Annotated in this window: 14 protein-coding genes; 3 read left to right on the forward strand and 11 right to left on the reverse strand. The window is 41.9% G+C overall.

Features of this window, described 5'->3' with window-relative positions:
- Positions 1-98: 98 nt before the first annotated feature.
- The 6 genes from truD to nifS all read right to left on the reverse strand — a co-directional run bounded on the left by truD (position 99) and on the right by nifS (position 6,461).
- Positions 99-1,415, reverse strand: a complete 1,317-nt coding sequence (truD, locus tag FXV91_RS00265; protein ID WP_229387196.1) for a tRNA pseudouridine(13) synthase TruD — start codon at positions 1,413-1,415, stop codon at positions 99-101.
- 183 nt (positions 1,416-1,598) lie between these two features.
- Entirely contained in the window at positions 1,599-2,840 is a 1,242-nt protein-coding gene (locus FXV91_RS00270) for a transglutaminase family protein (RefSeq protein WP_229387198.1), read from the reverse strand.
- A gap of 120 nt (positions 2,841-2,960) precedes the next feature.
- Complete coding sequence (gene pth2, locus FXV91_RS00275; RefSeq protein ID WP_229387200.1) at positions 2,961-3,308, reverse strand: peptidyl-tRNA hydrolase Pth2; 348 nt, start codon at positions 3,306-3,308, stop codon at positions 2,961-2,963.
- Positions 3,309-3,544: 236 nt separating this feature from the next.
- Positions 3,545-4,561: a tetrahydromethanopterin:alpha-L-glutamate ligase gene (mptN, locus tag FXV91_RS00280; protein ID WP_229387202.1), complete on the reverse strand. Its 1,017-nt coding sequence runs from the start codon at positions 4,559-4,561 to the stop codon at positions 3,545-3,547.
- A gap of 165 nt (positions 4,562-4,726) precedes the next feature.
- A complete protein-coding gene (nifU, locus tag FXV91_RS00285) occupies positions 4,727-5,116 on the reverse strand; it encodes a Fe-S cluster assembly scaffold protein NifU (RefSeq protein ID WP_345945457.1) in 390 nt (129 codons plus the stop codon).
- Between the two features lie 154 nt (positions 5,117-5,270).
- Complete coding sequence (nifS, locus tag FXV91_RS00290; protein ID WP_229387206.1) at positions 5,271-6,461, reverse strand: cysteine desulfurase NifS; 1,191 nt, start codon at positions 6,459-6,461, stop codon at positions 5,271-5,273.
- A 235-nt stretch (positions 6,462-6,696) separates the two neighbouring features.
- Here nifS and FXV91_RS00295 point away from each other — a divergent pair, with 235 nt between their 5' ends.
- Both FXV91_RS00295 and FXV91_RS00300 read left to right on the forward strand, forming a co-directional pair.
- Positions 6,697-7,194 (forward strand): CidA/LrgA family protein, encoded by a 498-nt coding sequence (locus tag FXV91_RS00295; protein ID WP_229387208.1) that lies wholly within the window; start codon positions 6,697-6,699, stop codon positions 7,192-7,194.
- Positions 7,195-7,210: 16 nt separating this feature from the next.
- Positions 7,211-7,912, forward strand: coding sequence for an LrgB family protein (locus FXV91_RS00300; protein WP_229387210.1), 702 nt, complete (start codon positions 7,211-7,213; stop codon positions 7,910-7,912).
- A 184-nt stretch (positions 7,913-8,096) separates the two neighbouring features.
- Here FXV91_RS00300 and FXV91_RS00305 read toward each other — a convergent pair whose 3' ends face one another.
- Positions 8,097-8,501, reverse strand: coding sequence for an FxsA family protein (locus tag FXV91_RS00305; RefSeq protein WP_229387212.1), 405 nt, complete (start codon positions 8,499-8,501; stop codon positions 8,097-8,099).
- Positions 8,502-8,567: 66 nt separating this feature from the next.
- Complete coding sequence (locus FXV91_RS00310) at positions 8,568-8,825, reverse strand: hypothetical protein (protein WP_229387214.1); 258 nt, start codon at positions 8,823-8,825, stop codon at positions 8,568-8,570.
- 406 nt (positions 8,826-9,231) lie between these two features.
- Between FXV91_RS00310 and FXV91_RS00315 the strand changes: the two genes are divergently transcribed.
- Complete coding sequence (locus FXV91_RS00315) at positions 9,232-10,083, forward strand: nicotianamine synthase family protein (protein ID WP_229387216.1); 852 nt, start codon at positions 9,232-9,234, stop codon at positions 10,081-10,083.
- 138 nt (positions 10,084-10,221) lie between these two features.
- Here FXV91_RS00315 and FXV91_RS00320 read toward each other — a convergent pair whose 3' ends face one another.
- From FXV91_RS00320 to FXV91_RS00330, 3 genes are all read right to left on the reverse strand, one after another.
- On the reverse strand, positions 10,222-11,973 hold the full coding sequence (locus FXV91_RS00320; RefSeq protein ID WP_229387218.1) for a PKD domain-containing protein: 1,752 nt from the start codon (positions 11,971-11,973) through the stop codon (positions 10,222-10,224).
- Between the two features lie 856 nt (positions 11,974-12,829).
- Complete coding sequence (locus FXV91_RS00325; RefSeq protein WP_229387220.1) at positions 12,830-14,470, reverse strand: PKD domain-containing protein; 1,641 nt, start codon at positions 14,468-14,470, stop codon at positions 12,830-12,832.
- A gap of 862 nt (positions 14,471-15,332) precedes the next feature.
- Positions 15,333-16,187, reverse strand: a complete 855-nt coding sequence (locus FXV91_RS00330) for a MerR family transcriptional regulator (RefSeq protein WP_229387222.1) — start codon at positions 16,185-16,187, stop codon at positions 15,333-15,335.
- Positions 16,188-16,236 lie beyond the last annotated feature (49 nt).

The raw sequence follows: 16,236 nt of genomic DNA on the forward strand, positions 1-16,236 counted from the left end.
AAAAGACGGCTGCCCGGGATATAAAGAGTAGAGAGCGCCTTGAACAGTCCGTTTTTCCTGAGGACTGATTTTTCTGCAGCCCGAATTGTTTCGAGTTCTCAGCTCATCTGCAGCGGGTCCACTTTCATATATTCCCGCAGCACGGTTGTCGCATAGCTTCCCTTTGGCAGCATAAACTCCAGAACCGCCTTTGATTTTCCGGGGTTCAACTCATCCTCTCCAACCTCAAACTTCGGTTCCACCTGCAGGAGGAGTTCCCTGCGGGTGCCTTTTGAGCTCATTTCCGGGAACTCTTCTATATTAAAACCTTCAAGAGAGACTCCAAGTTCTTTAAGGACCTCACTTTCGATTTCTCCCGGTACTCCGGACGCAAATGCAGTCTTAAAGCCCGGAAGTGGGGCTGTAACGAAAGCACGGCCGAGCTTTATCAGGCGGTTCATTGCATTTACGGTTTCGGAGGTGACTTTCTCAGTTTTTGAGGAATCAGGAAGGCCGGCTTCGTTCCTGAAGCAGACGATATCTCCGTCCACTGCCTGATTTAACGGAATGCCGCGTTCGATTCTGCGGCAGATGATTATGTTATATATGTAAGACTGGTATCCGTGTACGAACATCCTGTAAAGGTTCTGAGGAAGCACGCGGAAAGCTCCGGGATAATCTTCCGGATTTGCGATCAGGTGGTTCATCATTGCCCTTTCGTGACCCAGGCGGAGAGGATAGGTTTTGAGCCCTTCCTTATAGTCGCGGGTATCTTTTACAAACTGGCGGGCTGCTTTTGTCTCATCGGGCTCATCCGGGAAGGGTTCGGCGATATAAAGCATTGCAGCTTTTTCAAAATCCCCTTCAATGATGGCTTTTCCTACTATATGGGTGACAGGGCGGACAGAGCCGAAACGCTGGATCCCGAAGAAATTGGGGACGCCGCCCTGGGTCAGGATTTCATCTGTTGTCTTTTTGAGCAGAGGTCGTGTCTCTTCGGGAGAACTCTCAATATCCCGGATTGTGATTATGAAATCATTTCCCCACAGGTCTCCAAGTTCCACAGACTTCCGTGAGCGTCCCAGCACTTTCATCTCTATGTCTTTTAAGTAAATTTTTTCAATTTGGGAGGCATCGGTATCAAATATGCTGATTTTCTGGGTGGTCAGCGCTCTTTTGTCTTTTGTGCCTGCAACGCTGATTCTTTTCTGGCTTACCTGCAAGATTTTTGCGAGAGTTCGGGTAAAATGATGTGTATCCCAGTCTCGTTTTGTGAGTTCGAGAATGAGGTATTTTCCTTCCTGTCCTTCCTCCCGGTTTGTAACTTCTTTTACAATGAAATCCTCAATTTCCTGGCGGAGTTGCCCTCCAAGACCTTCTGTATCAGTAAAGTAAAGTTTTATTCCTATCTGTTTTTCAATCTCCGGAACTTCCATAGGTTGCAAACACTCCTTAAATAAATTAGTAAAATTTCTGGGTAAGATTTGTAGCTGGATTTTTTGACCAGGAATTAAAAGAATAAGATCTGCTGATTAATAGATTTACTGATTAGTAGTACAGATCAGCAGCTTCCAGGGAAGTGTTTTCTTCCCCTGTGTATACCAAGGTTAAAGTGGAACTTATTTAATTGCTCTGGTGCTGATGTCAATCACTTTTACCGTGCTTGTGTTTACGAATGTCCAGCTCCTGTAAGTTTCATTTTCTCCAACTGCCTGAACCTTTACCTGAGCTGTTTTCCCGGGAAGTCCGCCTGCGTAAAGACTGGAAGTCGGGTCCAGCATCAGCCAGGAACCGTATTCGTCGGTCAGGTAGTTTACATCAACATTTCCGTAATAAGCCCTTACTCCTTTAACTGCGGCTTCAGTTGAATCGTTTCCTTTGCCTATATAGGCAGCTGCGAAGGCATGGTTATCTGTCAGATAGACTCGAGTCGTACCTCCAACAGCTTCGAGCATGGATGAAAGAAGAATTGCCTGATCTTCACAGTCCCCTGCTCCTATCCTCAGGGTAACATTGGCTGGCTCCCATACATCATTGCCCCTCGGGTCACTTACGTACTCGATTTCCTCTTTTACCATGTCAAAGAGGGCACAGACCTGATAGATATTATAAGCTCCGGGATATGAGCGGGCTACCTGGGCTGCTCTGCCTCTTACATCGGGTTCGGCCGGTTCCACCAGTCGGTTTATTGTTTTAAAATAATAATCAGGATTGTACCTGTATTTTGGAATATTTTTTTCGGGCATCGGCTTCAGGTCTGCAGTGAACCCGTTCAGGAAATAGGGCTCATATTCATGCCATTTGGCTTCCGATGTCGATGCAAGAAGCCAGAGTACGATACTGAATCTGGCTTTTTCCTCTTCAGGCACCTGAACTGCAATTACTCCGAGACTCTGCTCTTCTCCCGGTGAAAGCAGCGCTCCACAGTCTTCGGAAAAGATCCGGTTTTCGGAGGCGTTAACCGAAACTCCGTACCTATCAATAAAGATTGGGTTCCGTCCTTCATTTTTTATACTGATTTTAAAATAACTTACCCCTCCCTGGAAAAACTCTGAAGTCTGATAATTACTGCTCAGAGAAAAACCAGGTTGCAGTGGAGTTCTCAGGATGGGAGTAAGTTCGCTTTTCGAAGTGGAATACGAAGGTATTGCCGGAAGAGTAAAAGAAGCCATATCAGGCATGAATACCTCTTCAGAGCTTTCAGTCTCCGCACCCAGCCCAAGATAATCTCTTAACTCATTCGTAAAATTGCCAATAGAATCCGAAAAAATAAATCCGGTAATCATAACCAGTACGAGGCATATAAATAAGACCGCAATCATCGAGGGTGCGTTTTTTTCTAAAACCTCTGAGTTATTCATTAATGCCCTCCTGAATCGAATGACAGGCAGAACTTTTTTCTGTCAATGAAAACATCTCTTCAGGTATCTTCTGATAACTTTTTTATAACGGGACAGTCCTTTTTATGGGCACACTGACAGTTAAACAAGTTTAAGGTCCCTTGTAACTTTATCCATAATCTCTTCTTTTGCCGGTCCGATTCCGAGCACCGTGACTGTCCCGGGAGGAATTTCCGTAAGTCCTGCATCCTGTATCATAGCTGTCGGAAGCCCTTCCCTTCTTGCTTTCTCCTTAAGCTCGTAAAGGTCCTTAAGAGTGGGGACTTTCAGGACAACTTTTTTTTGCCCTCCTTCCTTCCATTTTTCAAGGTCGCTTTTGCTTGCCCATTCAGCTGCAGAAAGGGCAGCGTGAGCCACCTGTACAGCAAATTTGCCTTTAGAAAGCTTCAGGTCATCCCGGGTAACTATACACTGTTTGTATTCGCTCATCTTTTGCCTCGGGCTTATTCAAAGACAGCCTATATCTTAAATGTTTTCTGTGCAGCCTTTTTGGATCGGATTTGAGTGTTAACCTCAGGATCTCTTGTAGCTTTTCTTAGACTGCTTCAGATATGCGGCTGCTTTTACTGCTTTCACATATCTGATAGTTTACAGATTTGAGAATACCTCTATTAATAATCTTCCTAAAATATGTTATACTATCTCCAATAACATTTATAGTTAATTCATAAAATATTTTGCAAGTATTCCAGGATATGCTCGGCCGGATTTATTCCCCACGCATCAAAAATTCCTTTTCCTGAAGGCGTTCCATTTACTTCAAGTATTCGGGAGCTCTGTTTACCTTCATTGCTTTGACCTTTACCTTTCTTATTTTTGTTTTCGATAAAGCCTTCAGGCCCTTCTACACGTTCAGATCCTTCTATAATTTCAGTCCCTTCTATAATATCGATACCTGCAAATGTTGTGCCTATCGTAAGGGAAGCTTTTTCGGCAATTTCTTTCTGTTCATCGGTAAGTACACACCTATCTGAACTTCCTCCCTGACTCAGATTGTTCACCCAGGAACCTGCAGCGGCTTTTCGGTAAATTGCGCCTATGACTGTGTCTCCCACAACAAAAGCCCTTATATCCCTCCCGGGGTTTTCTATAAACTCCTGGATATACAGCATTCCCCTCTCTTCGAGCAGACTTTCGAGTGTCTCTTCCACAGGTACAGGCCCTGTTTTTTTATCTGAAAACCGGATTTCTCCTTCTTTTACCCTTGCTATATCTTTTCCCTTATAACCAAAAACAGGTTTTATGACGGCATCCCCGAATCTTGATATTACCTTTAAGGCTGCTTCTACACTCTGGACAGCTCTGGTTTCAGGCACCGGAATGCCGGCTTTTGCCAGAAGATAAGAAGCATGATACTTGTTTGCCGCATTCTGGATAGCTTCTGGAGAGTTAATAACTGGAATTCCCTGTGCTTCCAGTTCCCGCAAGATATCAAACCTGAAAGATACTCCTTCAAAAGCCCCTGCACCTGCATCTCTAACAATGAGTGCATCAAGGTCTGAGAGCAGGGTTTCCCCTGCCTTAAAAAGAGCTGCTGACTCAGAAGCTCCTGAACTTACACTGACCTCTGCTGCCCTGAGGTCAAGGACAAAAGGAGAAAACCCCTTTTCCTTCGCTGCCTTTATGAGTGCCCGGGCTGTCCAGTCTTCCGGGTCAGTAATCGCAATCCCTATTTTTTTCATAGGGTATGATCAGGTGTCATTATTATCAAGTTTACGATAAAGATATACGGAAGACTTGCAGAGGTTTCAGAATGTTGAACCTCCTGGGTAAGCCTCCTTAAGCCTCAAGCCTCAGGCATTTTTCAGTGAACGGCGATTTATGAAAACTTTATATGTTTTTTTCTTTCAGGTCTGCTCTTTCAGGGGTTCAAGCCCCTGCTTTTTGCGGTAATCATTAATCGCCCTATGGGTAGCCTGCCTGGAAACCACCGAGCACTCCAGTTTTCCCGGAGGTAGCCCCTCAAGCGCTTCGGCCACAGCTTCGTTTGTAAGCTCCCAGGCTTCTTCAAGAGTTTTGCCTTTTATCAGTTCGGTCGCCATGCTGCTGGACGCGATTGCTGCTGCACAGCCAAAAGTCTTGAATTTTACATCTTCAATTCTGTTGTCCCGGATTTTCAGAAAAATTTTCATCTGATCCCCATGAGGGTTTCCGGCTTCTCCAACCCCGTCTGCATCCTCTATTTCCCCCACGTTCCTAGGATTCATAAAATGATCCATCACTTTTTTATTATACACAGAATTCCCTCGCTTCTTAGATTGCTATCTGTTTATCAGGATTCTCAGCCTTCATCGGCTCTAAGTTTTCTCAGGATTTTCAGCTTCTGTCTACACTAATGCCCCTTCCGATTTTCAAGGTACTTACTTCCTAAGATAGGTATGTATTTTGTATTTATTTTTCACATACACTCGCTGGCTTGTAGAATGGAGATATAGCCCTCAATTTTCCAACGACCTCAGGCAGCACCTCGAGTACATAATCAATATCTTCTTCGGAATTTGCATCCCCAAGGGTCAGGCGCAGAGAACCCTGGGCTATTTCCGGTGGCACTCCTATTGCACTGAGCACATGTGAAGGGTCGAGAGAACCCGAAGAGCAGGCACTGCCTGTTGAACTGCAGATCCCCATCTGGTCAAGCATGAGCAGCAGGGACTCCCCTTCTATATACTCAAAGCTGAAGTTCAGGTTCCCGGAAAGTCGTTTTTCCGGATGCCCGTTTAGCCTGCAGCTGGGAATTTCAAGTATTCCTGCCATGAGCCTGTCTCTCATCTTCTTTATCTTTTTACTATGCTCCTCGATCTTCACAGTTGCAAGCTCTATTGCTTTTCCCATGCCTGCAATGCCTGCAACATTCTCTGTTCCAGCCCGCCTTCCCCTCTCCTGCGCTCCCCCGTGCATATAATTGTCAATTTCTGTCCCTTCTCTGATATAGAGGGCTCCTATCCCTTTTGGTCCATAGAACTTATGCGCGGAAAGGGAGAGCATATCCACATCCTTATCTTTCCCCTGCAGGTCAAGGGGGATATTGCCTATTGCCTGTACGGCATCGGTATGAAAAGGAATATCGTGCTCTCTGGCAACCTTACCTATCTCTGAAATGGGCTCTATAGTCCCCATTTCATTATTTGCGTACATGACCGAAATCAGGATGGTATCTTCTCTTATTGCGGCTTCCAGCTTTGCAGGGTCCACAAGCCCGTACGTGTCTACAGGCAGATAGGTTACGTCAAAGCCCTGCGTTTCCAGATACTCGCAGGGGTAAAGCACTGCATGGTGTTCGATTGGCGTGGTGATAATGTGTTTCCCTTTCTTTCGCCTGGTGAAAGCTGTTCCTTTGACAGCCCAGTTGTCAGACTCGGTCCCTCCTGAGGTAAAGTAAATTTCGTCGGGATCAGCGCCAAGAGCTTTTGCAAGCTTTTCCCTGGCGGTTTCCACAGCTTCCTTGCCTTCCCTGCCTATTGAGTACAGGGATGAAGGATTCCCGAAATGTTCTTTCAAAAAAGGCAGCATAGTCTCAACCACTTCAGGTTTTATGAAAGTGGTGGCTGCATGGTCCATGTATACGAATCGATTCTCTCCCATCAGAACACCCTAGGAAAATAGGAGTTTGCTCGATATGAATTTATTGTGTGCCCTTTAAGAACTTTCAGTTTGTACCTGGATATTCGAAATATCCAGTCTTTGATTATCCCGGCTTTGATAACGGCTTGAGTACACTGTAAGTAATCTTCATCGTAAACAATTTTCCAGCATCCCGAAGGTATTTATAACCTGGTTTCTTTAGTCCAGTTTCAATCAACAGGAGGAAAATGAGGTCTTGCTAAAGCAATTCTCAATTATTCTAAGTATATATTTTCTGGGTGAACTGTTTCATAAGGCTCTCGAGCTACCTGTTCCAGGCAATATTCTGGGTATGTTAATCCTTTTTTTCGGTCTGCTTACGGGTGTAATCAAGCTCGAAATGATAGACCGGATAAGCGATTTCCTGCTCGATAACCTGGCATTTTTCTTCCTTCCCGCAGGTGTCAGCCTGATAACCTGCTTTGCCCTGCTTGAAGGAAAATGGACTGCAATCCTCTGGGTTTCCATTATCTCAACAGTAATAATCCTGGGTGTCACGGGGCTGACAGTAGAGTTTGTCAAAAAGACCCTTCAAAGAAAGCTGATAGATACGGCTTTTTTAGGTAAAGAGACCGGTAAAGGCGAGATAAATAAAAAAGAAATTCAGGTTCACGAAAGAATACAGGCGCATGAAAGAGCACAGGCACATGAAAGAGCACAGGTGCGCGAAAGAAATACGGAAAAGGTGAGCTGAAGTGCAGGCAGACTTTTTGAATAAATTCCTCAATACGCCCCTATTTGGAATTCTTATCTCTTTAGCCGCTTTTCAGATAGGCATTCTGCTCTATAAAAAGACACGTTCCTCTATCTTCAACCCTCTTCTTGTGGGCTTTATTCTTGTAATTCTTTTTCTTCTTTATTTCGGAATAGATTTTGAGACTTATAATGTGGGCGGGGACTACATTTCCTTCTTCCTCGGGCCTGCAACCATTGTTCTTGCCGTGCCTCTCTATCAAAAAATCCAGCTCCTTAAACGCGATGCTCTCCCCATAATTGCAGGAATAAGTGCAGGCTGCATTGCAGGAATCTCAAGCATTCTTATCTTCTCCAACTTTTTCGGGCTTGATGAAACCATAACTAATTCTCTTGTCCCGAAATCCGTAACCACCCCCATAGGGATAGAGATTTCAAAACAGATAGGCGGCTTGCCTGCAATAACAGTGGCTGCAATTATAGTAACAGGAATCATAGGAGCTGTGCTTGGACCATTTATCTGCCGCTGTTTCCGCATAAAAGACAGCGTCGCAGTTGGCATTGCAATCGGCACAGCCGCCCACGCTCTCGGGACAACGAGGGCAATAGAACTCGGGGAAACCGAAGGGGCAATGAGCGGGCTTGCAATAGGGATTGCTGGCTTGATTACGGTTTTTCTTGCTCCAGTGACGCTTTACGTGTTCGGGGTCCTGTTCTAATAATCTTATTTCCCAAAAAAACGAAATAAAAGAGAACGAAATAAAAAAGATGTAAAATAATATAAATGAAAAAGAATGTTTTCAGATAGTGTTTCAGATAAACTGTTCAGATGGTATTTCAGGTTGACACCAAATTCTATTTCGCTTAATCCTTGAAGACTTTTTTGGCTTCTGAGGTTGCGGGTTACCTGAAGTCCGTGTACATCCGCATCTGAAAGTTGCCCTGCTGTATTCTTTTCTTTATTAACCCTTTTGCTATCCCCACATAGATTTCTCGAATTTGAGGGATTAGCATGGAAAAACCTATGGCATCGGTCAGAAAGCCAGGAGTCAGGAGAGCAAAGCCTCCAATTAATACAAAGAGCCCGTGCAGGAGTTCGTTTCCCGGCACATATCCCTGTGCTGTTGCGTTCTGGATCTGGCGAAGCACCCGAAAGCCCTGACTTTTTGTCAAATAAGCCCCAAGGCTTGCAGTTATCAGAATGATAAGCACGGTGTTTATAGCTCCGATTATGCCCCCGATCTTGATCAGGAGATAGATCTCCACAAGAGGAATAATCAGGAATAGGGAAAATAGTTTAAAAAACATGGTGGTCAGTTTCAGAGATCATTGGATGATTGTTAAATGTCTATTAGTTTGTGTCAGTACCAGAGTTCATTTTAAATTTTTAGGCAATAAGGAAAGTATAGTTCTCATATATTGTTTTTTTGGAGCTTTATCCAGCAAGGTTTTCCGGAACACGTTTCGCGATTGAATAAAAGAAAAAAATAACAAACTGCGGCGAGAACTTTTTCCTAATTCTTTACCTCCTGAGCTTTTTCCTAATGCTTTTTCTCCTGAGCTTTTTCCTAATGTTTTTTCTCCTGAGCTTTTTCCTAATGCTTCTTCTCCTGAGTTTCGCTTCGGGATCATAGAAAATCTGGGATTTTTCGGGTTGCACTGCCAGTACAATAGCACGAGGTCTGTTTCAGCAGAGTTGCGGCTCTGCAGTGCGCTGCCCTTTTCGCTGCGCTCAAGAGGACCAATTTATGGGTTGGCAGCATCAAGCCTCGGTCAGATGACTAACTTATAAGGTCTCTAACCCGTACAACAGTACTCGCCATATCGGGCCGTTCTTGTCACGCTCGACGAAGAAGAGCGGCCTTTCCCGTAAGAAAAGAAAAGCCAGCATGAAAGTCAGAAAGTAAAAGAGGCCGGAGAATCAAATAGGAAAACAGCAAATCGAAACTTATAATCCGTGGTTTTTCAGGTTTCAAGCCCCAGAAACCCTCAACAGGAATATATTCAAAGGCGCCATAATAGTCTTGGGGGATTAGGTATGATTGGAGGGGTTAGCGAAAGCGTTAAAATGTCATTCGGGTTTATTCTCGGGGAAATTTTCGATCTATATGAGAAAATAAAGGATCTGCCTGAAAAAGAAATCCTTTATGGTTCTTCCGATCAATATGGGTCATTTTTTCAGAGGCTGAATTCCCTTGTTATGCTGGATCCAGGAGATAATGCAGTCCAGGAACTTTTGAACAACAGGGAGTTGGAACCGATTTTTATTTCAATTTACAGGTTTAGAAACCTCTATACGGTAAGGCTTGAAACTGAGCATGCAAACGAGATCCTTGCAGGTAAATCGCCCTGGAAAGTCCTTGAGGGATTTCCTTTCTACGGGAATTATCTCAAACTGGTCAGAACGGAATACGAGGGTCTCGGGCTCAAACAGGGAGATAGAATCCTTTTTCTCGGGAGCGGACCCCTTCCCCTAACCCTGATCGTTTTTCTAAAGCAGCATGGGGTAAAGAGCACAGGGATAGAACAGGATCCTGTGAGAGCAAATCTCTCTAAAGAGGTACTTAAAAAGCTTGAAGTTTACGGAGATATCAGTATACTCAATGGAAACCATTTTTCATTGAGTAAAGAAGATCTCATAAACCCTGACTCAGGCACCGGAGCCATTATGATAGCTGCCCAGGCCGAACCTAAAAAAGAAATTCTTAATCACCTGTTGAAAGTGATACCTGTTGGGTGCAGGATTTCGTATAGAATTTATGAGAAAGGATTAATGAAACTGCTGAATAGAGATTTTCTACCTGATTTTCCTGAAGCCTTTAAGGAACAGAGAATCCAGCCTGAACCTCCTGCTTATAACACGGTTGTGTTTCTGGAAAAAAAGAAATAATTGCTCCAGGTTTCTGGAGCATTACAAATGTATTTTTTCGAATTTAATTTCGATTATGATATTTTTCCGAAATTCGGTGATTGATAGTACTCGATATGTTACCTGTTTCTGTTTCATTATCTGACATTTTGTATTCTTTTATCTTGTGGTGGTAGTGTTGCTACAGACGTTGACTACATTACTTTTCATAACTGTACAGTTATTGTTGCTTATGGTCAGGTTAACTCTGTAATTTCCGGGTTTATTATATACGTGTATAGGGTTCTGCTCAGTTGAGTTTGTCCCGTCTCCAAAGGTCCAGTACCATTTATTCGCATCTTTTGATAGGTCCGTAAACTTTACCACCAGAACGAGACTGCTGGTGAAGTTTGCAGCAGGACATTTTGGTACTGTAGGACATGTAGGACATGGACAGGTCGGACATGGTGGTTTTTGTACTGGAATAACACACACACAATGTCCAGATGGAGGAACAAGAATGCTCCTTGCAGGTGCCGTTGATATGATGTTGTTATTTATCGTGTTAATTACAGTGATTGTGTTGCTGTTAAGATTAGTCACATGTGCTTCATTTCCTATTACTGAAATTGCAGCAGGATATTCTCCAACATTAATTGTGCCTATAATGTTGTTGTTTATCGTGTTAATTACAGTGACAGTGTTGCTGTTTGCGTTACAAACAAATGCCTTTTCTCCTGCGACTGCAATTCCAGTAGGATAGCTTCCAACATTAATCGTGCCTATAATGTTGTTATTTATTGTGTTAATTACAGTGACAGTATTGCTATTAGCATTAGTTACAAATGCCTTTTCTCCTGCGACTGCAATTCCGGCAGGACGCTCCCCAACATTAATTGTGCCTGTAACATTGTTGTTTATTGTGTTAATTACAGAGACAGTGTTGCTGTTAATATTAGTCACATATGCATTTTGTCCTGCGACTGCAATAGCGCCAGGATGATTTCCAACATTAATCGTGCCTATAACGTTGTTGTTTATCGTGTTAATTACAGTGACAGTGTTACTATTAACATTGGTCACATATGCCTTTTCTCCTGCAAATGCAATTCCAGAAGGATAATTTCCAACGTTGATTGTGGCTTCAACACTGTTGTTTATTGTGTTAATCACAGAGACAGTATTGTTGTTAATGTTAGTCACATATGCATATGTTCCATTTGGACTGACCGCAACTCCTCCAGTATCGGGGCCTAATTCCAATGTGGATGTAGTATTATCTTCGTTAACTATAGTGAAAGTACCATTAGTTTCCACTGCTGGTGATATGATTTCTGGTAATGTTACATCTTCCTCTGGTACTGTTACAACATCCTCTGGTACTGTTATACTATCCCCTGATACTATTATATCCTCCTGTGGTATTGTTTCAATAGGCTCTGTTACTTCTCCGGTAGGCTCTGTTACCTCTTCAGTAGGTTCTGTTACTTCTTCAGTAGGTTCTGTTACTTCTTCAGTAGGTTCTGTTACTTCTTCAGTAGGTTCCGTTACCTCTTCAGTAGGTTCCGTTACCTCTTCAGTAGGTTCCGTTACCTCTTCAGTAGGTTCTGTTACCTCTTCAGTAGGCTCTGTTACTTCTTCAGTGGGTTCCGTTACCTCTTCAGTAGGTTCTGTTACTTCTTCAGTAGGTTCCGTTACTTCTTCAATAGGCTCTGTTACTTCTTCAGTAGGTTCCGTTACTTCTTCAGTAGGTTCTGTTACTTCTTCAGTAGGCTCTGTTACTTCTTCTGTTTCATTAGTCCCTGGCTCTATTGGTAATAACGTTTCCCCATTCTGTGCGCTTACTGACGCAGCCGTTATTGATATTAAAAAAAAAATCACCGTGAAAATACTTAATATCTTTTGTGTTCGGTCAGATTTTTGTTTCCCCATTTGTTATACACTCCAGATTTTGTTAAGTTTGATACAATTTTGACCTGGTTTTTTAACCCACTCCCGTTCGACAGATCTACTGGAAAATATTTCTTACAATCCGTCGCCCATACTAATTTTTAAAAATTATCATCAAAGTTTTATACAATTAGCATAGCCATTGAAAGTGCCTTCAAATTGTATCAGGGAAAGATTATATTGATCTGATATAATAATTAGAGAAATATAAATAAGTATATTATAATAATAAAAGCTTTGAAGTAGATCGTCTAGTCCCTATAAATATATGTCAAGAAGATATTTTTTTAACGCATTTCCTGACCTCAAAAAAGGGTCAACAAAACATAATCCATTAACCGAATGTGAAAAGAGGCCGGAAGTTCATATTGTCTTGAATAAAATATATTGGGCGAACATACAGATTAGTTTCATATCTTCATACATCTTATGGAAACTAGTCTTTTTCTTATCAAGAATGGTATCTATTCCTTAGCTTTGATACTTATAATACATTTTTTAAATTAGGAAAAAGTTAAAGTAGCCTTTTATGATTTTGATCAATAGTTTTCGACTACTATCTAACTTTTACTTTAACAATTGTATTTTAGATTGAACACTGAAAAGTAGCACAAATTGGAAAAAATATACCACAGTCAAGCTTCTGGTAAAAAAGAGAACTACTCCATACTTCTGGAGCTATACATGTAGAGTTCTGTACGAAAATGCTACAAAGAAATTATTCTTGCCTTACCGGAACCTGAACCTGAATCTCAAGTATGGATATTCTTCCGAAATCCAGTGGCTTATGGCTTGATTGTGCTGCCTGGCACGGTTCAATTAATCCGGTGCTGTTCAGTTACCTGGCGCAGTTAATATAGTTACAGACATTGATTATGCCAAATTTTGAATCTGTACCCTTTGCATTGTGTACGGTCAGTTTAACTTTGTATTTGCCTGGTTTTTCGTATACGTGTAGAGGGTTCCTATCAGTCGACTTCGTTCCGTCTCCAAAGTCCCATCTCCACTTGGTTGCATTTTTCGATTGATCTTTGAACTGCACCGCCAGGACGAGGTCGCCACTGAAGTCCGCAACAGGAGGTGCTGGTTTTATTACCGGGAGAGGACAGGCACATTTCCCGGAAGTGACGGGAACGCTTTTTGCAGGTTTAGTAGATATCACGGAATTTGTGTCTATATCAATTATAGAGACAGTTTTACCGTAGATATCTGTCACATGTACATTTTTTCCATCTACTGCAATTCCTGCAGGATACTTCCCTACATTAACTGTAGTTATAACATTGTTTGTAACCGTGTTAATTACAGAAACAGTATTACTGTAAAGGTTCGTCACATATACCTTAGTCCCGTCCGGGGAGGCCGCAATTCCAGCAGGATAGTCTCCAACATTAACTGTCGCTATAACATTATTTGTAGCCGCATTAATCACGGAAATCGTGTCGCTGAAAACATTCGCAACATATATGTTTGGTCCCGCAGTTACAATTCCAGCAGGATAATCTCCAACATTAACTGTGGTTATAACGTTGTTTGTAACCGTATTAACTATAGTAACATAGTTGTTGTAAACATTGGTCACATATACTTTTGTCCCGTCCGGGGAGACTGTAACTCCAGTCGGATAATCTCCAACATTAACTGTAGCTATAACGTTGTTTGTAATCGCATCAATTATAGACAAAGTATTGCTGTAAACGTTTGCCACATATACCTGTGTTCCATTTGGATTGACTGCAATTCCAGCAGGATAATTTCCAACATCCACGGTAGTTATAACATTGTTTGTAACCGTATTAATTACAGAAACGGTATTGTTGACAACATTTGTTACATATATGTTTGTTCCATTAGGGCTGACTGCAACTGCTCCAGGATTGTCTCCTAAATCCACAGTAGCTGTAATGTTTGCGGCGTCGTCAATTATAGAGATATTGTCGCTTGCTCCGGCTGTTGGTGGTATTAAGAGAATAGGTATTTCTTCATTCTCTGTTATGTTAATTCCTGCTTCTGCAGGCACTGTTATATTAGGCTCTATTCCAAGAGACTCTATTTCGATAAGTTCTGTTACTACAGGCTCTGTTATATTAGGCTCTATTCCAAGAGACTCTATTTCGATAAGTTCTGTTACTACAGGCTCTGTTATATCGGGCTCTATCTCAACTGGCTCTATTACAGCAGGTTCTGTTATTTTAAGCTCTGTTTCAAGAGGCTCTGTCTCTGCAGGTTCCGTTTCTACTGGTTCTATTTCGGTAGGTTCTGTCTCAGCGGGTTCTGTTTCGGTAAGTTCAGTTTCCGTGGGCTCTGTTACTGCTGGTTGTATTTCTTCAGGTTCTGTTACGTTGCCTGATGGTGATACTTCGCCTGACATTTCCTCATTCGTTGCGTTCACAGAAGCAGCTGTTATTGATACTACAAAAAAGATTATCGTGAAAATACACAGTATTTTTTGTGTTCTCTCAAATACTCGTTTCCCCATTTATGTCCACTCCAGATTTTTGCTCAGTTTGATACAACTCGGTCTGGTTCTTCGATCCGCTTCCCTCCAACTGATTCGCCGGATAGATGTTATTTTACCAGTTAATTCCACACTGGTTATGAGAGAATAGTATTATTGGTAAAATTCTATCATTAATTGGCAAAATTATATTATTATTTATATGTCAGTGAAAGTGATTTCAAATTGTATCGACAATGTATTAATTTTCAGAGAATATAACTATGAAAGAACTATAATTCAGAAGTTTATAAAAATAAAAGTTCGAAATTTTCTAGGCCAGTTACTGAAAAATATCTTCCGACAATAAGATATGTGAAAGTTCCTTTTACTTTTAATAAAAATGTACAAAAATATAATCTTACTTTTTAATATAAAAATAAAATAAAAATGCATCTAGTTTTGAATAACATATATTGGGCGGGCTATATAATAAATTCTAAAACTTTGTAAATTCTATAGAAGGTAGCATTTTTCTTACCAGACATAGAACCTATTCCTTAACTTGTTGGTAAACTAGTTCCCGGATCAATCTTATTTTTTAATCATTGAAACTTCTCAGAACTGATTTTATGATTGCTGATTCTGTAATCCACAGTCTTATGGAACATCCTGAATATGAGGTTAAAGAAACTAATCTTGAATTCCCGAACTGGCCAGGTAACAGATAGGATTCTATTCATAACTCTGGTTTTACTATCCTTGATAGCTGCATCACTGTATTGTTTTTAGTTAGTAATGGATAAGATCCTACTTATTACGCAGCCATAATCTCTTGAAAAAATCTCTCTTGAAAAAAGAACTGCTCCAGATTTCTGGAGTAATATCTGGAGCAACGACCAAATTACCTCTTCCTGACCTGAATTTGAACTTCAGTCATGAGTTCTTCTTCCGGGACTTCAGCAGGGTCATTAAAGTACAGCTCCCTGCTCGGGATAAATGTCTCCATATTGTTTTCTTCCGCATAGGAGAAGATTCTGTTATAGCCTGCTTCAACTCCGTGGAATGGGCCTCGATAGATAACGGAAACAGCCCTTATCGCAGGGAGTGTTTTTATCTCCATCCTGGGATCTTCTACCGACAGCCTTCCTGAAATAGGAAGTGCGATCTCTATATCCGCACCTGTTTCTTTGTATTCCTCGTCGTGGCAGAGGAACATAATCGGGCCTGTAGTTTTCACACGGTTCCGCTGGTTTTCAGGGCTGCTGACGCATGCACATATTTCACCAATTAGCTTTCCAATAGTTAATGCGAAGGTCCCTTTTTCACGCTTGCTCAATACTCGTAGCTCTGGAATCTCTTTGATAACGGGTTCTGTAACTGACATTTTGAATATCTCCATAACTTTTCCATTATGTTTGCAGGCGCCCTGTAAAATGCCCTCGATCCTTTGCAGCTGCCCGACCTCCAGCCGGACTTCCTCAAGCCTCCTCCTGAAACAGGCCTCAATGATCTCATAATTTCCTGCGCTTTCTGCGTCCAGAAGCATGGAAACCTCCTCCAGAGAAAATCCCAGGAAAGTAAAAGTTTTGATCTTCATTCCCTGCTCAATCTGGGGAACCGTATAGTAACGGTAGCCTGTAAAGTTATCCTTTACCTCAGGAACAATCAATCCTTTTCTGTCATAGAGCCTTAGAGCTTTCTGGGAGAGACGGGTCATAAGGGAGAATTTACCGATTGGGATCTGATCGACTGACATCTTGCTCAACCCGTTAATTGTCCTGAAATTAGATAAACTGCCTTACTTT

Origin of the sequence: Methanosarcina sp. DH2, from assembly GCF_020804225.1 — an archaeon.
Lineage (GTDB): Archaea > Halobacteriota > Methanosarcinia > Methanosarcinales > Methanosarcinaceae > Methanosarcina.